Genomic DNA, 22,738 nt, shown 5'->3' with positions numbered 1-22,738 from the left:
CCAGGGTGGGTAACGCACCAATATATCGACACCCCGGCTCGGAGGCCTCAGCCGCACCCGGCTGGCCGGACTTTCTCGTGATCGGTGCGCCGAAATCCGGCACGACCTCGCTCTATCACTATCTGCGCCAGCACCCGGATATCTTCCTCTCGCCCACGCGCAAGGAGGGCCGTTTCTTCTCCGACATCTGGAAGGGCGAGGTCTACTGGCCCGCCTTCTATCATTTCGACGCCCCGACCTCGGCAGCTGATTATCAGGCCCTGTTCGCCACGCGCCGCCATGAAACACACGCCGGTGATGTCTCCCCGGACTATATCGCCTATGCGGACATCGCCGCCCCGCAGGCCCGAGCCCTGTGTGGCCCCGCCACCCGCGTCATTGCGATATTGCGCAATCCGGTTGATCGCGCCTGGTCTCACTATCTGCAGAACGTCCGGCGCGATGCCGAATTTCTCTCCTTCGCCAAAACCCTGGAGATCGAAGCCGGGCGCAAGGCAGCGAATTGGGGTTTCCAATGGCTCTATACCGACACCGGCCGCTATGCCGGCAAGCTCCAGCCCTGGATGGATCGGTTCGATCATTGTCTTGTCCTGCTGCAGGACGATCTCGACCATGACGCGCCCGGCACGATGCGCCGCATATTCGAATTTCTCGACCTGGACCCGGATGTCCCGGTGTCGCTGCAAGAGCGCTACAACACCGGTGGCATACCGGCCGCCAAGCTTCCCGTGCTTGCAGGCGCTTATGACCATCGCGCGGCAGAGAGCTTCGAAGCCCTGCATGCCGAACTGGTCGCCCCGGTCAGCGGCGTCTCATCGGCCTCAACCGCCGACGGCGTCTACCCGCCCCCGGGGGCTGCACCGGTGCAGGTCCCACCGATGGATGCCGGGATTCGGGCGATGCTGGAGGCGCGATTCGCACCTGAAATCGGCGCACTGGAACGCCTGCTCGACCGTTCGCTCGACGCCTGGAGGCCGGCATGATGCTGCATGGGCTCTCTACCGGTGTTCTGGTCACAGGGGTTGGCGCCCCGCCAGGTCTGGGCACGGTCCGCTCGCTCAGACTGGCCGACAGCGAACTGAAGATCGTCGCTGCGGATCTCAACCCCCTCGCCGCCGGGCTGTTCGAGCCTGGCGCTGAAGCCCGGCTCCTGCCCGCGGCCAGGGATGCCGATGCCTATCGTGCCGCCGTGCGCGAAATCTGCAAAACCCACCGGCTCGACATCATCATTCCCGGCTCGGAGGCCGAGGCCGCCGTGCTCGCTCCGGTGGCCCGCGAATGGGAGCGCGAAGGCTTGCGGGTGCCGGTGCCCGATCCGGAGGTTTTGCGTTTCGGAATTGACAAGGGCCTGCTGCTCACCCGCATCGCCGAAGCCGGTCTGCCGCTGCCGCGCACCCTGCAGCCAGACACACCCGCAGACCTGGACAGCTGGGATGGCGGTTTCCCCTGCGTGCTCAAACCGCGCTGTTCGCGCGGCGCGCGCGGCGTGAGTTATCCAGCCGATATGGCAACGCTCCAGCGCGACTGGCCACAAACCATTGCCGAACATGGCCCGAGCCTGGTGCAACAGCGCATCCCCGGCGGTCCCGAGACGATTTACACGATCGGCACGCTCTGGAATCGCGGCCAGCTGGTGGTCTCCACCCTGCATCGAAAGCTGCAGACCAATCCCCCCAGCGGCGGCGCCGCCATTGCCGGCGAGACCGTTGTCGATGCCAGCCTCACAGAAGCCGGCCTCGCCGTGCTGCGCGCCACCGGTCCCTGGCACGGCCTGGCCGCCGTCGAGCTCAAACGGCCTGATGCAGACGCCCCGCCCTACCTGCTGGAGATCAATCCGCGCATGTGGGGTTTTGGCTATCTGATGACGCTGGCCGGCCTGAATGTTCCGGATCTGCTGGTGCGCATGCTCGCCGGGGCAGAGCATCTGGATGGCCATATCCCGTCAACCATTCCGCCCTATGCTCCCATGCGCATGGTTCGCTCCTGGCAGGACGTGGCCATTCCACTCGATGTTGAGGGCATCACATGAAGCGTACGATCGCCGTCATCCAGGCCCGGATGGGCTCCAGTCGGCTGCCGGGGAAAATTCTCGAGCCGCTGCATGACGACGTATCCCTGTTGGCTTATCAATGCCGCCGCCTGCGCCGGGTCGACGGTGTCGACGAGCTTGTGATCGCGACCACACAGGCCCGGCGCGATGATGTCATCGCAGCCCTTGCGAAGGCCGAAGGCATCCGTGTCTGCCGCGGTTCCGAACACGATGTCCTGAGCCGCTTCGTCCTCGCCGCCGACATGACGCTTGCCGACACGTTGGTCCGCATTACCTCGGACAGCCCGTTTCGCGACCCGGACGTGATTGCCCGCTGCGTCGCCGAACACCAGGCACTTGGCGCCGAATACACCCGGCCGGAGGCTGGCCATCTTCCCAAGGGACTGCGTGCCGAAGTCGTCGAAGCGCGCGTGCTGCGCCAGATCGATCGCGATGACGCGACAACGGACCGTGAGCGCGAGCATGTGACGATAAAAGTGCGCGAAAATCCCGGTGCCTACCGCTGCCTGATATTGCCTTTTCCAAAAGCGTTGCATCACCCGGAATACGACCTGTCTGTCGATACTGCCGAGGAGCTGGACTATGTGCGCATGATCCATTCGAGCCTCGTAGCGCGGGGCTGGCCGGTCGATACTGGTCATATCTGCGCCCTTCTGGCCGAGATGGCACCCGCTCCGTCTGTGCAACAAGGATTAGCCTCATGAAGCCTGCCATCACATTGATCGCCGAAATCGGCTCAAACCATGGTGGCAGTCTCGACGAGGCCAAGCGCTATATCGAGGCCAGCGCCCGCGCCGGCGCCCAGATCGCCAAATTCCAGTCGCTGACCCGCGAAGGCCTGATCGCCCGCAAGGCGAAGGATGCCGCGACCGGGGACTGGATCGACAATCCACGCTATGCGGCCTTCACCAATCAAGGCTTGCCCGATCACTGGCTTCCAGAGCTCAAGGCATGCTGTGACGGACACGGCATTGAATTCATGTCGACGCCGTTTGACCTCGAGGCCGTCGACAAGCTCGAGGCACTCGGCGTCAAGCGCTACAAGATTGCATCAGGCGACCTGACCTTCACGCCTCTGCTCGAAAAGGTCGCCGCTACCGGCAAGGCCGTCATCATGTCGACCGGGGCGAGCTATCTGGACGAGGTCACCGAGGCGATCAAAACCCTGCAGGCCGCCGGCTGTACCGATCTGACCGTGCTGCAATGCACGGCGAGCTATCCGCCCAGCTGGGAAGATCTCAATCTGAATGCCATCACGACGCTCAAGGCCGCGTTCGGCCTGCCGGTGGGCTTATCGGACCACTCACCGGGCCATCTCGCCCCCATCGCCGCTGCAGCGCTGGGTGCCACAGTGATCGAGAAACACGTCACCTTCGACCGCGCCACACCGGGCCCGGACCATCCGTTTGCGATGGAGATGGAAGAGTTTGCCGGCCTGGCCCGCGATCTGGCCGCACTGACAACAGCGCTCGGTGATGGCGAAAAGCGTCCTGCGGCGAGCGAGATCAACCGCCGCAATAACCTGCGCCGCGGTGTCTATGATCCGGACACAGGACTGCCAACCGAAGCCGCAAACGGCGTCTGGCTGCGTCCGCAATACAAATAGCGAAAATCAGGCGGTACGGATCTTGTCGATCTTGTTGGCCGAAATCCCGTCAACCATGGTGCGGTTGATCATCGGGTGATCCTCGTCCTGGGGGCCGAAATCACTATCGGGATGATAGGCGATCACACGCATTTCGCTGTCGAAGGTACGGAATTTGTGATTGCCCTCGAACGGGATGCGGAACATCACGCCCGGCTCGAGCGGAATAATACCCTCCGGCGTCACACATTCACCGCGACCTGAGAACACAACACCGATCCGGTCGGACGGATGTGTGTGGGGGGTCTGGTCAATGCCTGGCGGAAAATAGAGCAGGTTGAGACAGGCATCGCCCATCCGCACTGGCGGGATCAGCAGGCTGTCGGTGCAGCCATCGATATATTTGAGGCGCCCCTTCTCTTCGACCGGTCCACCAATCATGAAGAATCCGCGGGCGCGATCGCGGGCAATGACGATACCGCGTCCGCCAGAGACCTGGCCGCGATCATTGAAAGAGAAATACATGCCGGGCTTCAGCGTGAAACGTCCGGAGGCGCATTCGATGACCGCCTCGCCTTCCTGGACGAATCCGAAGAATGCGGTGTCAGGTTGATGCAAATCAAGCGGCTCGCCATCCCAGGCATGGAGCGTGGTCGGGAAATTCGGATCGCAATCCGCAATCTTCCCGGTCTTCCAGCCGAAGCTGTAGAAATTCTTGGCCTGGGCAAGCTCGATGGCCATGGGACACGCTCCTCTTATCCTTGTTGATGCGATTGCGAAGGGATTCGCTTTACAGACTCTTAATCCGCCTCGCTCCTGCCCGGCCAGGCCAGCCAGATCAGCTGAAACCCGCCCCTACCCTCGCTTGCATAATCGCGCTAAGTCGGTGGCATGCGTTTTCAAGGTACAGATAGTTACGTCGCTGACGGCGAATTGAGCGCCGCGGTTAACGCCGCGATTGCTCTGGAGCGTCCGCTGCTCGTCAAGGGCGAGCCGGGCACGGGGAAGACCGAACTGGCGCGCCAGGTGGCCCGGTCTCTCGGCATGCCTTTGCTGGAATGGCACATCAAATCGACCACCAAGGCACGCCAGGGTCTGTACGAATATGATGCCGTCGGGCGTCTGCGCGACAGCCAGCTCGGCGATGAGCGCGTGCACGACATTTCCAACTATATCCGCAAGGGCAAGCTGTGGGAGGCCTTCACGGCCGAGAAACGCTCAGTCCTGCTGATCGATGAAATCGACAAGGCCGATATCGAATTCCCCAATGATCTCCTGCAGGAGCTCGACCGGATGGAATTCCATGTCTACGAGACCGGCGAGACCATCAAGGCCGCCGAACGCCCCGTCGTCATCATCACCTCGAATAATGAGAAGGAATTGCCGGACGCTTTCCTGCGCCGCTGCTTCTTCCACTTCATCGCCTTCCCCGACGAAGAGATGATGCGCGCCATTGTCGACGTCCACTTCCCGGGCCTGAAAAGCCGCTTGCTCGCCGAAGCGCTGAAGCTGTTTTACGAGATCCGCTCGGTGCCCGGCGTCAAGAAGAAACCCTCGACATCCGAATTGCTCGACTGGCTCAAACTCCTCCTGATCGAGGATATCGATCCGTCCCTGCTCAGCGAGCAAGACCCGCGCAAACTGATCCCGCCGCTGCATGGCGCCCTGCTGAAGAATGAGCAGGATGTGATGCTGTTCGAAAAGCTGGCGTTCATGGCGCGACGAGCGCCGGCCGGTGGACCGGGACGCGGGCCAGGGGGCGGGCCGGGGGCGGCTTAGGGAAAGCTGGCACCGCAACTGGGGTGGTGGCATAATCAATACGAAGACAATGGAGAGTGACATGGACCAGCGCGGCTAAACCGCGCCCCGCGATGCCGGAGGCGCATTTCACCGAAACCTTGTGAAATCACGCCCGGAGTCCGCTCATGCCTGTCACTACCCACCCGGCCCTCGACCCGATGACGCTGCACCCGCTGCCGGCAGCGCCGTCCATGGCCTATCTCAAACCCCTGCTCGCCGATCACCCCAAGATCGAGGCCGGCGATTACAGCTATATCCACTCCTTCACCGACCCTGCGCGCTTTGCCGACCAGGTGAAATACGCCTTCGATTTCATCGATGACCGGCTGGTGATCGGGAAATTCTGCTCGATCGCCGCCGATGCCAGTTTCGTGCTCAATGGCGGAAATCATTTCGCCGACCGGCTTTCAACCTATCCCTTCCCCATCTTCGGTTGCTGGGGCGAACCCGATCCCGGGCCGTGGCCCAACAAGGGCGGCATCATGATCGGCCATGATGTCTGGATTGGCTGGGACGCGACCATCATGCCCGGCGTAACGATCGGCAATGGTGCCATCATCGCCGCCAAATCGGTCGTCACCCGCAATGTCGAGCCCTACACGATTGTCGGCGGCAATCCGGCGCGAATGATCAAGCGGCGTTTGCCGGAGGATGTGGCGGCACAACTGCAGGCGCTCGCCTGGTGGGACTGGCCGGTGGAGCGCATCGCGCAGGCGTCAGAGGCGCTGATGCAGGCGGATATCGACGCCTTGACCCGTCTGCGTCCCGCAGAAGATTGAGCCGTCCCGGCGCCTTGCCGGCTTTCAGAGCTGGCGCAGGCCTTGCTGTCAATAAATAGAAAGTTTTTCTGTTTCGGATTGTATCGCCGACCGGAATGTGGAATTTTTGCGCTCATGACATTTTCCGTCCGCAGTGCATTACTGTCGGGCTGACGGATCAAGGGGAGACCGGGATGAAGACGACGATACGCAATATCATCATTGGTGCAGCGGCACTGAGCCTGGGCGCATGCGGCAATCAGGTCGATACGACCCGGGATATTTCCGCGGCCAACAGCGATTATCAGAGCGTCCTGCTGGAGCAGCTGATCGATGCCCAGCCCGGCGATGTGATCGAGATCCCGGCCGGAATCTATAATTTCACCCGCTCGCTCAGCCTCAATGTCGATGGCGTCACCATTCGTGGCGCGGGCATGGACGAGACCATTCTCAGCTTTCAAAACCAGATCGCCGGCGCTGAAGGCCTGATCGTCACCGCCAATGACTTCACCCTCGAAGATCTCGCCATCGAGGACACGATCGGTGACGGCCTCAAGGTGAATGGCGGCGAGAATATCATCATTCGCGGCGTCCGCGTCGAATGGACCAATGGCTATGCGACGGAGAACGGGGCCTATGGCATTTATCCCGTGCAAACGACCAATGTCCTGGTGGAAAACACGGTCGCTATCGGCGCATCGGATGCCGGCATCTATGTCGGTCAGTCGCGCAATGTGATCGTGCGCAACAGCCGCGCCGAATACAATGTCGCCGGGATCGAGATCGAGAACTGCATCGGCGCCGATGTGTATGGCAATACCGCGACCAACAATACCGGCGGCATCCTCGTCTTCAACATGCCCAATTTGCCACAGCCGGGCTATCATACCCGCGTCTACGACAATGACGTCTTTGCCAATAATACCGAGAATTTCGGCCATGCCGGCACGCCGGTCGCCAGCGTTCCGGCTGGTTCGGGCATCGTCATCAATTCCAATGACCAGGTCGAGATCTTCAACAACCGGATCGCCGACAATAATACGGCCAATATCATCATCTCCAGCCTGCACTCGACCGGCTATTCCTCCTATTCCGTTCAGTCGGATTTCGACCCCTATCCCGAAGCGATCTGGATCCACGACAACACCTATACCGGCGGCGGCACCTCGCCGGACGGGCTTGAGTTGACGGCGTTGAAAGTCACCATGTTCGGGCTCAATGGCGCCCTGCCCGATATCCTGTTTGACGGCTATGTCGACGCTGAAAAACTGGTCGATGGCGCCATGCCGGCCGACCTGCGCATCTGCAACAGCGATGCAGTCGATGTCCTCAATGCCGACGGCCCGAACGGGTATGCATCGCCGCGCGTCGACACCGAGGCCTTCAACTGTGCGCTCGAGCCGCTGAGCGAAGTCGAGCTGGCCTTCGCCAACTAGGAGCGTGATCATGGGTGTGTTGCGCGGGTTCCTGCTGCTGATTGCGATCACACTTGCGGCCTGCGGCGAACAGGACGCGACACCGCAATATCACGCGACCGACAACCCCCGGCTGCTCTCTGAATGGGGGCAGCTGGGCATTGCCGCCGGTGAACTACGCCTCGGCGAAGGCGTCGTCCCCTACGATCTCAACACGCCGCTCTTCACCGATTATGCCCTCAAACTGCGGACGATCTGGATGCCTCCGGGCACCCGGGCCACGTATCGCGAGGGCGTTGCGCTCGACTTTCCGGTCGGCACGGTCATCACCAAGACGTTCTACTATCCGCTCGCCGATACGCCGGGCATGGTCGTGGCCGGTGACGGGCACAGCCTGACCAATGCGGATGGCAGTCTCGACCTGTCGCGCGTTCAGATGATCGAGACGCGCATTCTCGTGCGCCGCGAGGCGGGCTGGTCTGCCCTGCCCTATCGCTGGAATGCCGACCAGAGCGAAGCGGTCCTGCACCGCTATGGCGATATTGTTCCGCTGGAGATGATCAATGCTGAGGGTGAGCAGACCACGTTCAGCTATGTCATGCCGGACGCCAATCAATGCGCCAGTTGCCATGCCCCCGATTCCAATACGCGCGTCATCGAGCCCATTGGGCCAAAACCGCGCCACATCAATCGGGTTTTCGACTATCCGGACGGCCCGCAAAATCAGCTCGAGCACCTGACCGAGGTCGGCTTCCTGACGGGCGCGCCTGGGCCGCAGGACGCGCCGCGCAATGCCGACTGGGCCGATGTCACTGCGCCGCTGGAAGCGCGCGCACGCGCCTATCTCGACGCCAATTGCTCGCATTGCCACAGCCCGGTCGGACCAGCTGACACCTCGGGGCTGAACCTGGAACCGGACGTGCCGCACGGCCCCGCTGCCGGCTTCTGCAAACCCCCGGTCGCCGCTGGCAGCGGAACCGGTGATCGATTGTTCGATATTGTTCCGGGCGAGCCTGACCAATCCATCCTGGTCTTCCGCCTCGACACGGTGCTGCCGGACCAGATGATGCCGGAACTCGGCCGCTCGACCATCCATCGCGAAGGCATAGCGCTGATCCGGGACTGGATCGAGAGCCTGCCGGGCGATTGCGGGTGATTATTTCAGATAGGCCGACAGATAACGCTGCAACGCCATCAGCGCTTCGGTGAAGTAGGCCTCGGCCACCTCCGGACGATCACGCACTTCGAAGATCAGGATCTCCGCAGAACAATAGATCTCGACCGTCATGCGGGCGATTATCGCCGGGTCGCCACCATGGAAACCGTCCTTCCCCTCGCGCCAGCGCGTTGCGAGGACATCAGCCAGGTGCAAATTCCACGCCTCGCGCACAGCCCGCAATTCATGCGTCATCAGGGTGAGATGGAAGACCGCGCCATAGGACGGATTGTTGACGACCAGTTCGCGCAAGCCAAAAATTACACCCGCCAGACCTTGCTGCCAGTCCTGTGCCTCAGGATCCTCAAGCACCGTCAGGACAATCCGGTCGGTTTCGAGTTTGAACTCTTCCAGGATGGTGCGGTGGATCGAATAGATATTCGGGAAATAGCGATAGACCGAGCTGACCGGCACATTCGCCTCCGCAGCGACGGTGGTGGTCGTAATCGAGTCCACCTCACCGCGCTCAAGCAGGCGCTTGGTCGCGGCGACAATTTGCGCGATCCGGGCCTGTGAGCGCTTCTGCTGCGGCGCCGCCCGGCGCTCGAGGTCGACCATTTCTGCGGGGGCACGCTCGTTCAATCTACGCCTCTTCGATATCTCGCGGTAAACTCGCACATCGGGATGATGAAACAAGTGTGACCAATTTACGCCATGCGGGCACCATCATGCCATCAATCGCGCAGGCCGCTTGAATACATGAAAAAAATTCTGTTTCGTTTATAGGGGAAACCAAGTGTAAAATCCAAGGGGAACGGCGCGGCATGGCAATTTGTCGCAACCACGCCGGAAGACGGGCCGAGGGCTCAGGGGAGAAAACATGAGAACCACCAATCCAACACGTCGGCCCGGCCTGCGCTGCATGCTCGCATCGACGGTCGCCTGCATTCTGGCCGCACCAGCCCTGGCCCAGGATGGCGGCGAGGCCCAGGAGGTCATCACGGTCACGGCGCAGCAGCGCGCCCAGTCTGCCCAGGACGTACCGATCTCGCTTCAGGTGCTCGATAGCGGCTTCATCCAGTCGCTTGCGGCCGACGATATGGGCGATCTCGACGCCTTCGTACCCGGTCTTGATGTCTCCAATGGCAGTCCGACCCAGCCGCGCTACTCGATCCGTGGCATCACCACGAGCGATTTCGGTGTCGGTACCGACCCGGCAGTCGGCATCTATGTCGACGGAATCTATGCGGCCCGGTCGGGCGCATCGCTGCTGGCCTTCAACGATGTCGAGCGCATCGAGGTCCTCAAGGGGCCGCAGGGCACATTGTTCGGACGCAACTCCGCAGCCGGCGCGGTCTCGATCATCACGCGCGCACCCAGCGATGAGCTTGAGGGCCGCCTCGCCCTGCGGGTCGGGAGCCATAGCCGGGTCCGCACCGAGGGGATGATCAATATCCCGATCACGGACACTCTGGCGATCCGCGCCAATTTTCTCAGCAACAAGGCCGACGGCTGGCTGACAGATTCGGTCACCGGCGAGGACTACCGCCGTGAAAATGGTTCGGCAGACCGGCTCACCATCCGCTGGAACGCGACGCCGTCCACCGAAATCCTGCTGCGCCACAGCCGCGACAATATCAGTCAGGATGCCCGCCCCGCGATCGGCATCGTTGACCTGCCGGCCTATCCGGGCACGCCGGCCACACCGGCCGATCCCAGTGCCTATCTAAATCCCTTCAATGCTCCGCTTCGCAATGATGTCGCGATCAATCGTGAATCGCGCGACCTCGCCGAAACGACCCTGACTATTCATCAGGATATCGGCGCGATGACCCTGACCTCACTCACCTCGTATCGCGAATTCAACACGATGAACCGCGAGGACGAAGACGGGACCAACCGGATCGACACCTATTTCGACACCAGCAATGTCGAGGACAATGAAGCCTTCTACCAGGAATTCCGCCTGGCCGGCACGTCCGGCCCGGTCGATTGGCTGATCGGTGCGAGCTATTATGACGAAACCGCGGTGCAGGCGTCCGAGACCTTCACCTATACCGATACCGTCAACACCGTGCTTGGCAATCTCGGCGCGGGCACACCCTTTACCGATCTGGAATACGGCCTGCTCGTCCCCTTCGGCCTGCCTTTCACCATGCTCGGACATGCCTGGTCGGAGAACATGTATAATCGCGGCGAGTTCACGGCCCGCGCCATTTATGCCGACGCCATCTGGTCTGTAACCGACCGCATGAATCTCTCGGTCGGCCTTCGCTACACCGAGGATGAAAAAAGCTTCCAGTGGCTCAATGGCGGTCGCCAGGCCGACAGTCTCGACCAGACACTGGCCGCCCTCGACGGTGCCGGCTTTCTCGGCCTTGCAGGCGCCTCTCCGGCGGATTTTCTGTTCGACTTCGTGTTTGATCTTGCACCACTGGCGGGCGTTGCCTGCGACAATGGGGTCTTCGTCGCGGAGAATGTTGCCTGCATCCAGCAGGACAGCTGGAGCAATCTCAGCCCGCGCGTCGTCGTCGACTATCAGCTGACTGACAATGTCATGGTCTACGGATCCTTCAGCGAGGGCTACAAGGCCGGTGGTTTCAACTCGGTGGAAGTGGGTTCGCGTTTCGAGAATGAGACCGTGACCAGCTGGGAATTCGGCTTCAAGTCCGACTTCATCAATCCCGACCTGATCTTCAACATGTCGGTTTTCTCCTACCTGTATGAAGGCAAGCAATCGGTACGGCTGGTCGTGCCGACTGGCGGCGGCATCCCGCAATATCTCGTCCAGACCTCCGACGATGAAGCCATCGGCGTCGATTTCGAACTCGACTGGAATGCCACCGAGGCGCTGCGCCTGTACGGCAATGCGCAATGGCTCGATTCCACCCACAAGCGCCGGGTCGACAGCAATGGCGCGGATCTGGCCGGCGAACCGACCGGCGAACCAAACTGGAACCTCGCCGTCGGGGCCGAATACGTCATCAACTGGCATGACCGCGGCGAGCTCACCTTGCAGGCCAATCACGCCTATCGCGGCGAAAGCCGGTGCAACAGCCAATCCGTGCTGCAGGGCACATGTGGTGGATACGCAGCCTTCGAGCTCGGTGAAGCCCGCAACCGGACCGATCTGCGCCTGCGATGGACGGCTCCCGGTGACCGGCTGAGTGTCAGCGCATTCGCGAACAACCTGTTCGACAATCAGTATGTCGAAGGTGTCAACAATCTCACCGCCGATACGCTCGGCACCCCCTTCGCGACCCTCTCGACACCACGGGTCGTGGGGCTGGAGATCGGCTACGACTTCTAGAGCCTTTCTCTTCTGCGGCAGAACGGCCCCGCCTCTGTGCGGGGCCGCTTCGCACGGGGCGCATGCCCGCCTTTTCCTGCGGCGCGAAGCTCGCTAGGTTGCCCCCATGCTCCATCACTTCTTCACCCAGCTGCGCGCCGCCAAGATCCCCGTCACGACACGGGAATATCTCACGCTCCTTGAAGCGCTCGACAAGGGTGTGATCGAGCCGGATATCGGGCATTTCTATTCCGTCAGCCGCGCCGCTCTGGTCAAGGATGAGAAGGCTTTTGACAAGTTCGACCAGGTGTTCGCGCATGTCTTCAAGGGCGTCGAAACGCTGGGCGATTTGTTCGGGGAAAACGAAATCCCCGACGACTGGCTCAAGGCGATGATGCAAAAACTCCTGACCGAAGAAGAGATGGCGGCCATGGAGGCCCTGCCCTTCGAGGAATTGATGGAGACGCTGAAAAAGCGGCTCGAGGAACAGGAAAAACGCCATGAAGGCGGCTCCAAATGGATCGGCACCGGCGGCACCTCGCCCTTTGGCCATGGCGGTTATAATCCGGCCGGCGTGCGCATTGGCGGGCCGGGCAAACATGGCCGCGCCGCCAAGGTGTGGGAGCAGCGCCGCTACAAGGATCTCGACGGGGATCGCGAACTGGGCACGCGCAATCTGAAAGTCGCGCTGCGCCGCCTGCGCAAATTTGCCCGCGACGGCGCCCAGGACGAGCTCGATCTCGACAATACGATCAACGCTACCGCACGCCAGGGCTGGCTGGATGTCGTGATGCGGCCGGAACGGCGCAATGCGATCAAGGTATTGGCGCTCTTCGATGTCGGCGGCTCGATGGACCCGTATGTCAAGCTGTGCGAGGAGCTGTTTTCGGCGTCACGCTCGACCTTCAAGAATCTCGAATATTTCTACTTCCACAACTGCCCCTATGAGGGCGTCTGGCGCTCCAATCTGCGCCGCCGTGCCGAGACAGTTCCGACGCTTGATCTGATCCATAAATATCCGCACGACTGGAAAGTCATTATCGTCGGCGATGCCGCCATGGCGCCCTATGAGATCACCCATGCGGGCGGCTCGGTCGAGGGCTGGAATGATGAGGCCGGCGCGGTCTGGATCAAGCGTCTGGTCGAGACCTGGCCCAATCTGATCTGGCTCAATCCCCAGCCCGAGGAATGGTGGGAATATTCTCATTCGACCAAGCTGGTACAAGATCTGATCGGCGCCCAGCGCATGTTCCCGCTGACGCTGGAAGGTGTCGACGAGGCGATAAAGGAATTGGCCCGCTAGCGAGGGCGCCCGCCGCACACGCGTCCCATCCTTAACCAGTGCGTTACCGCCCAGGCGGCCGCCGGATGGCGCAAACGCGTCAGTGCTTCATGCGGATCAAGCCAGACCAGCTCGTGATCATCCTCGATCTTGCCGCCGGTCATCTCCACCAGTTCGCACAGAAAGAAGCCGCACTGATTGCGCCGGCGCTCGCCGGTGCGCGTGATGGTGAATTGCTCGGCCCGCGCCACCAGGGCGCCAGCCGTGACAGCCCAGCCCGTTTCCTCGCAGAACTCGCGCGCCAGCGCGACGGCCTCGCTCTCGCCGGGATCGATCATGCCGCCGGGAAGATCCCAATTGACATAGGTCTCGCGCGCAATCCTCACCAGGGCGATGCGCCCCTTATCATCGACAGCGATCCCAAAGGCGCAGGGACGCGCCTGGTAGGGCGCCCCCGCCTCGCAGAGACCGAATTGCGGCACCGCCTCGATGGTTTCGCTCGACGCCACGCGCTATCCGGCCGCGTCGACGCGGCCATCATCGGGATCGAGCCCGAGTTCCTGGTCGATGCGGGCAATCCACCCGCGCACATTGAGAAACTCGTCGAGATCAAACCCGCCCTCATCGGCCAGGCGGGTATAGGCAACCAGCGCGATATCGGCGAGCGTCATCGTGTCGCCGACGATGAAATCACGCGAGAGAAGCCGCATCTCCATCACGCCGAGCGCACGGCGCCCCTTCGCCATCAAGGCCGGGTCGATCGAGTCCTCCGGGAGTTTCAGGAAGGCCTTCTGAAAACGCCGCACGGCAACCGCCGGCTCGTGGCTGTATTGCTCCCAGAACATCCATTCGAGCATTTTCGCGGTATCGAAACTATCGGCCGGAATCAGCGGGGAGCCGCCGGCGAGATGGAAGATGATCGCATTCGACTGCGCCAGGATGCGGCCATCCTCGCGCTCCAGACAAGGCACCTGCCCCGCCGGGTTGATGGCGAGGAAATCATCGGTGCGGGTCTCGCCCCTGGCCACATCGACCTCAATCCACTGATAGGGAATGGCGAGATAATCGGCTGTCCATTTCACCTTCAGACAATTGCCGCTGCGGCGATCGCCATAAATTCTGACCGGCTGTGACATTGCGAGTCTCCAAGGTTTGACCGCCAGCATAGCGCGGCTGGCGATCAGGTCGACCGGCAATGCGCTCGACTGACCGGGTGTGACAGCTCGCCTCTTGGGGGATAGCCCCGCGCCGCCTATAACCGCATCAGGACTGCAACAGGTTGACCCGATATGAGTACACAGACCGCCGCCACACGTATCAGCCCGGAAGATTGCACCAGCATGGCCCAGGTGCGCGAAGGGGTCGATGCGATCGACCGCGAACTGGTGGCGCTGATCGCCGGGCGCGCGCGCTATATGGAAGCCGCGGCCCGGATCAAACCGTCGCGCGCTGTCGTTCATGATGATTGGCGGATCGAGGATGTGATCGGCAAGGTTCTCGCCGAGTCGCGGCGGGTCGGGCTCAGTACCGAGCTTGCCGAGCCGGTCTGGCGCGAACTGATCCGTCAGTCGATCGCCTATGAATTCGAGGTCTGGGACCGGACACGCGGCAGCTAGCCGCGATCAGTCGCGCTCGAAACAGCAACGGGTTTCGGCAAAGGCCTGCGCAACAGATTGAGCTGCCTCCGGCCAGCGCGCTTGCGGCGCGTCCTCGGCGGCTTCACAGGCCTCGCCGAGGGCAAATGCCCCGACACCGCGCGCTGCGCCCTTGAGCGTGTGCAGCGCCGAGGTCCAGCGATCATGGTCGGATGCCGAGCTGATCAAGCCTATACAGCGCTCCGCCTGCTCACACATCAGCGCCAGCAATTCCGCCTTAAGCTCCGGATCGTCGCCCGTATAGCGCGCCAGATGCGCGGCATCGAAGAGGGGTGCCGTCATGCGAAGGGGAGAATTGGGCCGGGCCGGTTTCATGGCGACACGCTCTCACGCCTGTCTTAACAGCACGCTTAACCCGACAGGTCAGGCACACACTTTTTGCGCCCAGGGTAAATGAGGACTTGCCGCCGCCCGAGGGGGCCACCGGCGACGCGGCGACAGCCCCATTTCCCCTCCAGCCGCACACGCTGAAATCAGGCCCTTGCTTTGTGAACAATCTCGCGTATGTTCCGCCGCCTCCACCCCGGCGCGCCTATAGCTCAGTTGGTAGAGCAGCTGACTCTTAATCAGCGGGTCCAAGGTTCGAATCCTTGTGGGCGCACCAATCCTTTCCATAACCGTTCCGACGGCCGGTCGTCCCGGCACCGCCGTGGCTTGTGGTCAAACAACCCTGACGGACTGCGCACAGCAAAACGCCCGGACCATGACAGTCCGGGCGCCGTGCAATTCGCTTTACGTCGTGGCGCTGAAATCAGCCCGCCTTGCGCACTTCATTGAGGAAGGTTTCGACCGTCTTGTTGAGGCGGTCAGCACGCTCGGATACCGCGCGAACCGATTTGAGGACTTCCTGGGACGCCTCACCGGTCTGCATGGCCGAACGCGATACCGAGTCGACATTGTCGGACACATTGCGCGCGCTGGTCGCGGCATGAGCGACGGAGCCGGAAATCTCGCGGGTCGATGCACTTTGCTCTTCGGACGCCGCAGCAATCGCCGCCGATGCGCGGCTGATTTCAGCAACCGCCTTGGTGACATCGCCAATGGAAGCCGAAGACGACGCCGCAGCTTCCTGAATGGCCTCGATCTGACCGCGGATATCGCCGGTCGCCTTGGCGGTCTGTGCCGCCAGCGATTTCACTTCCGAGGCAACGACAGCAAAACCCTTGCCCGCTTCGCCGGCCCGGGCCGCTTCGATGGTTGCGTTGAGCGCCAGAAGATTGGTCTGCTCGGAAATATCATTGATCAGCTGGACGACATTGCCGATCTGCTGCGCGGCGGAACCGAGATTATCGACCACGGACTGGACCGCCTTGGAGCGCTCATCGGCCTGGGCGGCCATATTGGATGAATTCTGGATCTGCTGCGTGACCTCCTGGATCGACGCCGACAATTCCTCGGAGGCGGCGGCCACGGATTCCACATTGCTTGAGGCTTCGGCTGCCGATGTCGCCATCATGCCGCTCTTGGTCGACCCTTCAATGGCCGCGGTGGAAAGCTGTTCGGAAATTGCCGACATTGAGGAACACGCCTCGGTGACCTCGCCGAGCAAGGTCATGACTTCGGTGTCGAAGGCCTTTGCCAGATCATTGATCTGGGTGGCCCGGCGCTCCTGCACCGCGGTCGCGTTGCGTTGTTCCTGTTCGAGCTCCTCGGCCTTGATGCCGCTTTCGCGGAAACGTTTCAGGCTTTCGACGACGGCGCCCAGCTCATCGGTCCGCTCCAGCGCAACGATATCCAGCGAATAATCGCCATTGGCCAGGGTCTCGGTCGCATCGGCAATCGAGCGGACAGATTTGGAAATCCGTGTCCCGAAGAAGATGGACAGCGAGATCAGGCCGATGGCGACCATGGCGGTCAAACCGACAAAGACCATGATGGCGGTGCGAGCGGCGGCATCAGCCGCCTCGGCGTCGGCGCGCGACAGGCTGGCAGCCGTATCGGCCAGCTCGGTGAGATCGCCGCTCAATTCGGTGAAGACGTCGTCGAATGGCGCCAGAAAGGCGACGGAGCTTGCGAAATCGAGCTCCAGCATCTGACCGACAAAGTCGAGCGCGTCGCGATAGAGCGCCAATTGTTCGGTCAGGCCGTCGATTGTCTCAGCGTGACCGGCCTCTTCTGCAAAGGGGCGCAAGGTCTCGACCTGCGTTGAAAGGCTGTTGATATTCACAGCGACGGGTTCGAAAGCCGCCATCACATCGACACCCTGGCCGGCAGCCTGGGCCGTGATAATCTGGAAGACGTCGGCATTGATGGTTTCAAGCGTCGTCTGCATGCGGGTCAGCTCGACACCGACTTCCATGCCCGCAATGACGCGGGCCTGGCTCGCAGAGGCCTGCATGAGGGACCAGGTGCCCAGGCCAGCAACAGCGGCAAGGGCCAGAATGGCAGCGATGGGCGCCACGGCGAACGACCGTGCGATGGTGAGATTGAACAATTTTGTTCCCTTGGCCATGGGGCCCTCCTGCGAGCCGGCACGCAAATGCGAATCCGGTAGACTGCATGATCAGGTCGAAGCATTGAATTCATGGTTAACGCCCCGGTGCTACAGCACCGGGGCGTCACTGATTCCAGTCGTTAGAAGCCCGCCGCAAAGGAAAGCCAGAAGCGGCTTTCATTCTCGCCGAACGTATTGGTCACCTGACCATCATCGAAATTGGCGTTCTGGGCGTTCAGGGAGACCGTGAAATTGTCATTGACCTGATAGGCACCGCGGAACGACACGGCCAGATGGCTGTCGACCGGCACGAGACTGATGGCACCGAAGGCGCCCTGCACGGGCATGTCGATGCCCGATACATAATTGGCGTAGCCGTCGAGCGTGACACGTCCATTAGTCCAGCCAAGGTGAGCATTGGCCAGATGGGACGGCGTCGCCGATTCAAAATCCAGCGGCGTATAGAAGGCGAATGCCGACAGATCATCCTCGACCGTCTTGTAGGTGTAGTTGACATCCCAGGCCCAGCCACCGGCCGGACGACCCGCCAGGGTCACCTCAGCCCCGGCGACATTGGTGTCACCGCGATTGGCAAACGCAAAACTTACGATAGGGGCGTTGGGGGGAAGGATGTCAGGAGCGCCGCCGAATGTGCCCTTCACGTCCTGGGTTTCCTGGTAGAAGACAGCCGCCCGCAGGGTGATGGTCGGCGTCAGGCCGCGATCATAGGCGAGCTCGTAATTGGTCACGATCGATGGCTCGATCGACGGATCACCAACCAGGCCGACCATGAAACCGCCACCCATATCGACCGGCAGGGTGAAGCCCATATCGAACATGGTCGGCGCCTGGACGCCGCGCGCGGCTGTGGCGCGGACGGCACCGCCGAACTCCGGCCGCCAGACCAGGGCCGCATTATAGCTGAGCTCCTCGATCGAGCGATCATACTCGGCCCGGGTGAAGGGATAGAGACCCGGATTGGGTTCGGCATCGCGGCTCCAGGCAACGCTGTCAAAACGCGCAGCAAGCGTCATGTCGAGCGAAGCGTTGAAGTCATGGCTCCACATCGCGGCGACCGAGGTCGTGGTGTAGCCGAAATCGCCATTCGACGGGTCCGGGAAGGATGCGGCAGTCGCGTCGCGATACTCGATCGAGACGCGCACGATGTCGCTCGGCGTCACGCTGATCAGGTCCTGCAGACGGAAGGTATTGATCGAGCTCGTCAGCGGTCCGAAGCTGTATCCGATTTCGGACTCGTTGCGGTAGGCGGAGGCGGTGATGAAACCCCAGTCGGTATCCGCTTCAAGCTGGCCCTGATAGGAATTCAGGGCATAGACCGACCGGCCGCCATAATAGATCGAGTCGAATTCGAGGAATTCGACATTGGAGAAGGTGTATTCGCCGCTCAGGCTCACCTTGCTGGAGATCCGGTAGCGCGCTTCAATGGCACCGGTCTCGCGTTCGAACAGCGCACCTGTTGCGGCGCGCAAGGCTGCGTTCGCATTGCCGGCAAAGGTCTCGAACTCATTGCCCTGCGAGGCACCATAGCTCAACCGCACGGCGAGGTTTTCACCGAGCTGACGGCCGCCGGTCAGGGAAATGCCCTGATACTCGTCACTGCCGCCATTGGCACGGATGGTGGCGTAATTGCCGTGCATCGGATTGCGGGTGATGATGTTGACCACGCCGGCAACGGCATTGAAGCCGTAGAGTGCCGATTGCGGGCCCTTGACGACTTCGATCTGCTGGATTTCGTCGAGCTGGACCGGCAGGGTCGACCAGGCAGTATAGCCATAGCTGTCGAGATAAACCTCGCGGCCATTGACCAGAACCAGAAGACGCGGCGTATAGCCGGTTGCAGCACCGCGGACAGAGACCTGACCGTCGCCATAGGCATAACGGGTGACGTCAACGCCGCCATAGTGGCGCAGGATGCCGGGAATGTCGTATTCCGGGAAGCGTTCAATCTCGTCCTGGGTGATGATGATCATCGTCGCGGGCACATCGGACGCGCGCTGCGGAGCACCGGTGGCACCGGCTGTCACGGCTTCGCCGAACATTTCGCTCATCGAAGTATAGTCCAGCTGCTGCGCAGAAACGCCGACCGTAAAGGCCGCCGAGAGAGCGATCGCGGAGATCGTCGTCAATAGTGTTGTCGTTTTCATGATTTATCCTCGTCAGGGCCTCAGCCCACCTGAAAGTCTTGTGGAGCCTCAGCTCGCCTAGATTTCTTCAACCATCATGGCGAACGCCGCCGCGAAGGAGACCGATGATGCTGTCGCTGCGGCGCCATTGACGACGATCCGCACGGCGGGTGCGCTCTGAACGCCCATCACGCATTTGCCCGACTGAACGCAGCTCATATCGGTCGAGACGCTCATCACGCCATTGGCACTGGTGGCGGCGAAAACGCCGGCATCGCCCGCGGCAGAGCCAAGCAGAACGGCCGCATCGGCCCCGGCCAGGCTGGCCGTGTCGGACGCTGCGACCAGGCGCGGCGTCAGCGTGACGCGGCCGGCCGACAGGCCGCTGCCCATCGAGCTCGCCAGGGCCTGGGCCTCGGCTTCGCTGCCCGCATCATAAACAATGGCGACGACGCGCGTGGTGCCGCTGGCACCATCAACGAAGCCGAGGGCGCGACCGATGACTTCGAGGTCACGCTGTGTGGTTTCAGCCGCGACTGGCGCTGTCAGGAGCGCGCCAGCGAGGACTGTCAGTAGAAATTTCTGCATTGTGGAACCCTGTCCTTTCACGAGTGCACCCGGGGGAAAGGTGCGTGTCAGCAACCCGTGTAGTTTCCGGGCGTTAACCACAGACTTATTTCGAATCATACGTTATTACCGTCCAGGGTCGTGTCGGCACTTGGCTGACCTCCAGTCTTGTCTGCCGTCCTTTTGCCTGCATTGGGCTTCAGTATTGCAGAGAGGGGAGAGGCGGGATCATGGCGGAATCGCGAGCATTGGCCGATCAAGGCGCCGGGCAGGCCACGACCGCCTTGCTGGTCCTCACTTCATGCCTCCTGCCCCTCGGTCTCGTCTCGCCGGCGCTGCGGACCACACAATTCGGCCTCTGGACCGGGGAACACTCGATTTTGGGCTTTGGCCGGGCGCTGTTGCAGGACGGTGAATTCGTGCTCGCCACCATCGTGCTGGGCTTTTCGGTGGTGTTTCCGGGCCTCAAGCTGATCTGGATGTGGCGGTTGCAGTTTTCCCGTGCGCCGGGGACCGGCGCCGGCCATCTGCGATTTCTTGAAATGCTGGGCAAATGGTCGATGGCCGATGTGCTGGTGCTGGCGCTGGTGATTTTCAGCGTGCGCGACAATCTCGTCTTCGCCGCCTCCACCCTGCCCGGTGTCTATATCTTCGCCGCCGCCACCGTGCTGGCCATGCTCGCCTCGGGCCGTATCGTCACGCAGCTGGGCCAGCGGACACGGGCCACCGCGCCCTAGCCGTCCCTGAGATCGCGGGCGCGGTCGCGCAGCCGGTCGAGCAGGGTTGAGAGCAGCGCGACCTCATCCGGCGAGAGCCCGGTCACAAGCGCAGCTTCGGCCTGCAGCGCGACCGGCGCGATTTCCGCATAGATCGCCCGCCCCGCGGGCGTCAGTGCCAGCAGATGCGAACGGCGGTCCGCCCGGTTGCTCGAACGCTCGATCACACCGCGATCGGCCAGCGAACGCACGGCGCGGCTGACCGAGACCTTGTCCATCGCCGTCACATCACACAGACCCTGCGCCGTCATCGCCCGCCCCTCGCCAAGAATGGCGATCACGCGCCATTCCCAGATCGTGATCCCGAACCGGCTCTGATAGGCCCGGGCCACCATTGACGAGACCTGGTTGGAGGCAATCGCGAGACGGTAGGGCAGATACTCGCCCAGCCGCAGGACAGGCAGGTCAGGCGCGTTGTGTGGGTCGGCTTCATCCATATCCGGTCTGGTGCCGCAAACGGGTTGCAGCAGCAAGCCAAAACTCGCTCGACGCCGACCCGTTTGTCGCGCTATCCCAGCATCATGACCGATATCATCCCGACACCCGACCTGCCGAGCCTGCCCATCGAAGACGATGCGCGCCGCTTCCCCGTCCGCCGCATTTTCTGCATCGGCCGCAATTATGCCGATCACGCCAAGGAAATGGGTGCCGCCGCCGAGGCCATTTTCTTCATGAAGCCGAGCGATGCGGTCACGACCGCGTCGCGTGTGCCCTACCCGCAAGGCACATCGGAACTGCATCACGAGGTCGAGCTGGTCCTCGCCCTCGGCGATGGCGGCGCGATCATGGGCTGCGCGGTCGGCGTTGATCTCACCCGGCGCGACCTGCAGGGCGCGATGAAAGCCAAGGGCGGACCGTGGGAAATCGGCAAGTCATTCGAGAATTCCGCACCGGTCGGCCTGCTGCGTTTCGGTCCCGTGCCCGAGCGCGGCGCCATATCGCTGAAGGTCAATGGCGTGCGCCGCCAGTCCGGCGATCTGTCGGAGATGATCCTGCCGCCGCGCCGCGTCCTCTCGGAACTGGCGCGCTATTTCACGCTCAAGCCCGGCGATCTGGTTTTCACCGGCACGCCTGCCGGCGTCGGCCCCTTGCAGCGCGATGACCAGGTGAAGGCGGAGATTGCCGGCCTGCCGCCGCTTGAATTCACCGTCAGCTGACGCCGCCCCGATACGGAGATCGCCATGAAACCTGTCCTCTACGGCTATTGGCGTTCCGGCGCCGCCTACCGGCTTCGCATTGCCCTCAATCTGAAGGGCGTCGAATATGACCAGGTCGCGATCAATCTGAAAACCGGTGAGCAGAAGAGCGATGCCTGGCTGGCCATGCAGCCACAGGGTCTGGTGCCCGTGCTCAAATATGGCGATGCGATGCTGATGCAGTCGCCGGCGATTCTGGAATGGATCGAGGAGAGCTGGCCGCAGCCGGCCCTGCTGCCTTCCGATCCGCTGGAGCGATGCCGCGTGCGCGCCTGGGCCGCCATCATTGGCTGCGACACCCATCCGGTACAGAATTTGCGCATTCTCAAGGCCGTCGGTGATGATCTCGCTCAGGGCCCGGCGGGGATGAAAGCCTGGGCGCATCGCTGGACCCGCGACGGGCTGGCCGCGCTGGAGACCCTGGTCGCAGCCCATCCGCGCTCAACGCCATTCCTGCACGGCGACGCACCGGGCATGACGGAGATCTATCTCCTGCCGCAACTGGTCAATGCGCGCCGGTGGGAGGTCGATCTGTCGGCCTTTCCAACGTTGATGGCGGCCGAAGCTGCCTGTCTCGACTTGCCAGCCTTCCAGCGCGCCACACCGGAAAACCAGCCCGACGCCGAATAGG

At 62.1% G+C, this 22,738-nt stretch carries 23 protein-coding genes and 1 tRNA gene; 15 read left to right on the top strand and 9 right to left on the bottom strand.

Features of this window, described 5'->3' with window-relative positions; all coding sequences use genetic code 11:
* Positions 1–5 precede the first annotated feature (5 nt).
* Genes ACN0YJ_RS02460 through ACN0YJ_RS02445 form a run of 4 tightly spaced genes read left to right on the top strand, consistent with a single transcriptional unit; the run spans position 6 to position 3,656 of the window.
* Positions 6–983: a sulfotransferase family protein gene (locus tag ACN0YJ_RS02460; protein WP_417495236.1), complete on the top strand. Its 978-nt coding sequence runs from the start codon at positions 6–8 to the stop codon at positions 981–983.
* Positions 980–2,029: an ATP-grasp domain-containing protein gene (locus ACN0YJ_RS02455; RefSeq protein WP_417495235.1), complete on the top strand. Its 1,050-nt coding sequence runs from the start codon at positions 980–982 to the stop codon at positions 2,027–2,029. Before ACN0YJ_RS02460 ends, ACN0YJ_RS02455 begins: the two co-directional genes overlap by 4 nt.
* A complete protein-coding gene (locus tag ACN0YJ_RS02450; protein ID WP_417495234.1) occupies positions 2,026–2,754 on the top strand; it encodes a cytidylyltransferase domain-containing protein in 729 nt (242 codons plus the stop codon). The genes ACN0YJ_RS02455 and ACN0YJ_RS02450 overlap by 4 nt, the downstream gene beginning before the upstream one ends.
* Positions 2,751–3,656, top strand: coding sequence for an N-acetylneuraminate synthase family protein (locus ACN0YJ_RS02445; protein WP_417495233.1), 906 nt, complete (start codon positions 2,751–2,753; stop codon positions 3,654–3,656). The genes ACN0YJ_RS02450 and ACN0YJ_RS02445 overlap by 4 nt, the downstream gene beginning before the upstream one ends.
* Before the next feature lie 6 nt (positions 3,657–3,662).
* Here the strand turns inward: ACN0YJ_RS02445 and ACN0YJ_RS02440 are convergent, their stop codons facing one another.
* Positions 3,663–4,376, bottom strand: coding sequence for a cupin domain-containing protein (locus tag ACN0YJ_RS02440; RefSeq protein ID WP_417489825.1), 714 nt, complete (start codon positions 4,374–4,376; stop codon positions 3,663–3,665).
* A 150-nt stretch (positions 4,377–4,526) separates the two neighbouring features.
* Between ACN0YJ_RS02440 and ACN0YJ_RS02435 the strand changes: the two genes are divergently transcribed.
* The 4 genes from ACN0YJ_RS02435 to ACN0YJ_RS02420 all read left to right on the top strand — a co-directional run bounded on the left by ACN0YJ_RS02435 (position 4,527) and on the right by ACN0YJ_RS02420 (position 8,764).
* The gene (locus ACN0YJ_RS02435; protein WP_417495232.1) at positions 4,527–5,414 is read left to right on the top strand and encodes an AAA family ATPase; all 888 of its coding nucleotides are present in this window, start codon (positions 4,527–4,529) and stop codon (positions 5,412–5,414) included.
* A 146-nt stretch (positions 5,415–5,560) separates the two neighbouring features.
* Positions 5,561–6,214 (top strand): CatB-related O-acetyltransferase, encoded by a 654-nt coding sequence (locus tag ACN0YJ_RS02430; RefSeq protein ID WP_417495231.1) that lies wholly within the window; start codon positions 5,561–5,563, stop codon positions 6,212–6,214.
* A 173-nt stretch (positions 6,215–6,387) separates the two neighbouring features.
* The gene (locus ACN0YJ_RS02425; protein WP_417495230.1) at positions 6,388–7,629 is read left to right on the top strand and encodes a parallel beta-helix domain-containing protein; all 1,242 of its coding nucleotides are present in this window, start codon (positions 6,388–6,390) and stop codon (positions 7,627–7,629) included.
* 10 nt (positions 7,630–7,639) lie between these two features.
* Complete coding sequence (locus tag ACN0YJ_RS02420; RefSeq protein ID WP_417495229.1) at positions 7,640–8,764, top strand: SO2930 family diheme c-type cytochrome; 1,125 nt, start codon at positions 7,640–7,642, stop codon at positions 8,762–8,764.
* On the opposite strand, the gene ACN0YJ_RS02415 is transcribed toward ACN0YJ_RS02420, so the two are convergent.
* The gene (locus tag ACN0YJ_RS02415; RefSeq protein ID WP_417477340.1) at positions 8,765–9,406 is read right to left on the bottom strand and encodes a TetR/AcrR family transcriptional regulator; all 642 of its coding nucleotides are present in this window, start codon (positions 9,404–9,406) and stop codon (positions 8,765–8,767) included.
* Positions 9,407–9,644: 238 nt separating this feature from the next.
* Here ACN0YJ_RS02415 and ACN0YJ_RS02410 point away from each other — a divergent pair, with 238 nt between their 5' ends.
* The gene (locus ACN0YJ_RS02410; protein ID WP_417495228.1) at positions 9,645–12,074 is read left to right on the top strand and encodes a TonB-dependent receptor; all 2,430 of its coding nucleotides are present in this window, start codon (positions 9,645–9,647) and stop codon (positions 12,072–12,074) included.
* A 106-nt stretch (positions 12,075–12,180) separates the two neighbouring features.
* On the top strand, positions 12,181–13,356 hold the full coding sequence (locus ACN0YJ_RS02405; RefSeq protein WP_417495227.1) for a vWA domain-containing protein: 1,176 nt from the start codon (positions 12,181–12,183) through the stop codon (positions 13,354–13,356).
* Here ACN0YJ_RS02405 and ACN0YJ_RS02400 read toward each other — a convergent pair.
* The gene (locus tag ACN0YJ_RS02400; RefSeq protein WP_417495226.1) at positions 13,353–13,844 is read right to left on the bottom strand and encodes an NUDIX domain-containing protein; all 492 of its coding nucleotides are present in this window, start codon (positions 13,842–13,844) and stop codon (positions 13,353–13,355) included. The two genes, ACN0YJ_RS02405 and ACN0YJ_RS02400, sit on opposite strands and share 4 nt — an antisense overlap.
* Positions 13,845–13,847: 3 nt before the next feature.
* Entirely contained in the window at positions 13,848–14,471 is a 624-nt protein-coding gene (locus tag ACN0YJ_RS02395; protein ID WP_417477336.1) for a glutathione S-transferase family protein, read from the bottom strand.
* Positions 14,472–14,624: 153 nt separating this feature from the next.
* Between ACN0YJ_RS02395 and ACN0YJ_RS02390 the strand changes: the two genes are divergently transcribed.
* Entirely contained in the window at positions 14,625–14,951 is a 327-nt protein-coding gene (locus tag ACN0YJ_RS02390; RefSeq protein WP_417488618.1) for a chorismate mutase, read from the top strand.
* A 6-nt stretch (positions 14,952–14,957) separates the two neighbouring features.
* On the opposite strand, the gene ACN0YJ_RS02385 is transcribed toward ACN0YJ_RS02390, so the two are convergent.
* The gene (locus ACN0YJ_RS02385; RefSeq protein WP_417495225.1) at positions 14,958–15,305 is read right to left on the bottom strand and encodes an Hpt domain-containing protein; all 348 of its coding nucleotides are present in this window, start codon (positions 15,303–15,305) and stop codon (positions 14,958–14,960) included.
* Positions 15,306–15,518: 213 nt separating this feature from the next.
* On the opposite strand from ACN0YJ_RS02385, the gene ACN0YJ_RS02380 reads away from it, so the two are divergent.
* Positions 15,519–15,594 (top strand) — tRNA-Lys (locus ACN0YJ_RS02380).
* Positions 15,595–15,741: 147 nt separating this feature from the next.
* Here the strand turns inward: ACN0YJ_RS02380 and ACN0YJ_RS02375 are convergent.
* From ACN0YJ_RS02375 to ACN0YJ_RS02365, 3 genes are all read right to left on the bottom strand, one after another.
* On the bottom strand, positions 15,742–17,442 hold the full coding sequence (locus tag ACN0YJ_RS02375) for a methyl-accepting chemotaxis protein (RefSeq protein ID WP_417495224.1): 1,701 nt from the start codon (positions 17,440–17,442) through the stop codon (positions 15,742–15,744).
* A gap of 122 nt (positions 17,443–17,564) precedes the next feature.
* Positions 17,565–19,589 (bottom strand): TonB-dependent receptor plug domain-containing protein, encoded by a 2,025-nt coding sequence (locus ACN0YJ_RS02370; protein ID WP_417495223.1) that lies wholly within the window; start codon positions 19,587–19,589, stop codon positions 17,565–17,567.
* A 57-nt stretch (positions 19,590–19,646) separates the two neighbouring features.
* The gene (locus ACN0YJ_RS02365) at positions 19,647–20,156 is read right to left on the bottom strand and encodes a hypothetical protein (protein WP_417488622.1); all 510 of its coding nucleotides are present in this window, start codon (positions 20,154–20,156) and stop codon (positions 19,647–19,649) included.
* A 209-nt stretch (positions 20,157–20,365) separates the two neighbouring features.
* On the opposite strand from ACN0YJ_RS02365, the gene ACN0YJ_RS02360 reads away from it, so the two are divergent.
* Positions 20,366–20,872 (top strand): paraquat-inducible protein A, encoded by a 507-nt coding sequence (locus ACN0YJ_RS02360; RefSeq protein ID WP_417495222.1) that lies wholly within the window; start codon positions 20,366–20,368, stop codon positions 20,870–20,872.
* On the opposite strand, the gene ACN0YJ_RS02355 is transcribed toward ACN0YJ_RS02360, so the two are convergent.
* Positions 20,869–21,348 carry a MarR family winged helix-turn-helix transcriptional regulator gene (locus ACN0YJ_RS02355; protein WP_417488624.1) on the bottom strand — a complete coding sequence of 160 codons (480 nt, stop codon included), beginning with the start codon at positions 21,346–21,348 and terminating at the stop codon, positions 20,869–20,871. The genes ACN0YJ_RS02360 and ACN0YJ_RS02355 overlap by 4 nt on opposite strands.
* Before the next feature lie 84 nt (positions 21,349–21,432).
* Here ACN0YJ_RS02355 and ACN0YJ_RS02350 point away from each other — a divergent pair, with 84 nt between their 5' ends.
* On the top strand, positions 21,433–22,068 hold the full coding sequence (locus ACN0YJ_RS02350) for a fumarylacetoacetate hydrolase family protein (RefSeq protein ID WP_417477328.1): 636 nt from the start codon (positions 21,433–21,435) through the stop codon (positions 22,066–22,068).
* 24 nt (positions 22,069–22,092) lie between these two features.
* On the top strand, positions 22,093–22,737 hold the full coding sequence (gene maiA, locus ACN0YJ_RS02345; protein ID WP_417495221.1) for a maleylacetoacetate isomerase: 645 nt from the start codon (positions 22,093–22,095) through the stop codon (positions 22,735–22,737).
* Position 22,738 lies beyond the last annotated feature (1 nt).

Origin of the sequence: Maricaulis sp., assembly GCF_048270095.1 — a bacterium.
GTDB lineage: Bacteria > Pseudomonadota > Alphaproteobacteria > Caulobacterales > Maricaulaceae > Maricaulis.
Note: the sequence above shows the minus strand (reverse complement) of the source record. Positions and strands in the feature narration are given on the sequence as shown.

Coding starts and splice junctions, on each gene's coding strand:
- ACN0YJ_RS02350 (WP_417477328.1), top strand. CDS start 21,433: ATGACCGATATCATCCCGACACCCGACCTGCCGAGCCTGCCCATCGAA.
- ACN0YJ_RS02425 (WP_417495230.1), top strand. CDS start 6,388: ATGAAGACGACGATACGCAATATCATCATTGGTGCAGCGGCACTGAGC.
- ACN0YJ_RS02355 (WP_417488624.1), bottom strand. CDS start 21,348: ATGGATGAAGCCGACCCACACAACGCGCCTGACCTGCCTGTCCTGCGG.
- ACN0YJ_RS02445 (WP_417495233.1), top strand. CDS start 2,751: ATGAAGCCTGCCATCACATTGATCGCCGAAATCGGCTCAAACCATGGT.
- ACN0YJ_RS02420 (WP_417495229.1), top strand. CDS start 7,640: ATGGGTGTGTTGCGCGGGTTCCTGCTGCTGATTGCGATCACACTTGCG.
- ACN0YJ_RS02450 (WP_417495234.1), top strand. CDS start 2,026: ATGAAGCGTACGATCGCCGTCATCCAGGCCCGGATGGGCTCCAGTCGG.
- ACN0YJ_RS02440 (WP_417489825.1), bottom strand. CDS start 4,376: ATGGCCATCGAGCTTGCCCAGGCCAAGAATTTCTACAGCTTCGGCTGG.
- ACN0YJ_RS02405 (WP_417495227.1), top strand. CDS start 12,181: ATGCTCCATCACTTCTTCACCCAGCTGCGCGCCGCCAAGATCCCCGTC.
- ACN0YJ_RS02365 (WP_417488622.1), bottom strand. CDS start 20,156: ATGCAGAAATTTCTACTGACAGTCCTCGCTGGCGCGCTCCTGACAGCG.
- ACN0YJ_RS02360 (WP_417495222.1), top strand. CDS start 20,366: ATGGCGGAATCGCGAGCATTGGCCGATCAAGGCGCCGGGCAGGCCACG.
- ACN0YJ_RS02385 (WP_417495225.1), bottom strand. CDS start 15,305: ATGAAACCGGCCCGGCCCAATTCTCCCCTTCGCATGACGGCACCCCTC.
- ACN0YJ_RS02375 (WP_417495224.1), bottom strand. CDS start 17,442: ATGGCCAAGGGAACAAAATTGTTCAATCTCACCATCGCACGGTCGTTC.
- ACN0YJ_RS02410 (WP_417495228.1), top strand. CDS start 9,645: ATGAGAACCACCAATCCAACACGTCGGCCCGGCCTGCGCTGCATGCTC.
- ACN0YJ_RS02395 (WP_417477336.1), bottom strand. CDS start 14,471: ATGTCACAGCCGGTCAGAATTTATGGCGATCGCCGCAGCGGCAATTGT.
- maiA (WP_417495221.1), top strand. CDS start 22,093: ATGAAACCTGTCCTCTACGGCTATTGGCGTTCCGGCGCCGCCTACCGG.
- ACN0YJ_RS02435 (WP_417495232.1), top strand. CDS start 4,527: ATGCGTTTTCAAGGTACAGATAGTTACGTCGCTGACGGCGAATTGAGC.
- ACN0YJ_RS02455 (WP_417495235.1), top strand. CDS start 980: ATGATGCTGCATGGGCTCTCTACCGGTGTTCTGGTCACAGGGGTTGGC.
- ACN0YJ_RS02390 (WP_417488618.1), top strand. CDS start 14,625: ATGAGTACACAGACCGCCGCCACACGTATCAGCCCGGAAGATTGCACC.
- ACN0YJ_RS02370 (WP_417495223.1), bottom strand. CDS start 19,589: ATGAAAACGACAACACTATTGACGACGATCTCCGCGATCGCTCTCTCG.
- ACN0YJ_RS02430 (WP_417495231.1), top strand. CDS start 5,561: ATGCCTGTCACTACCCACCCGGCCCTCGACCCGATGACGCTGCACCCG.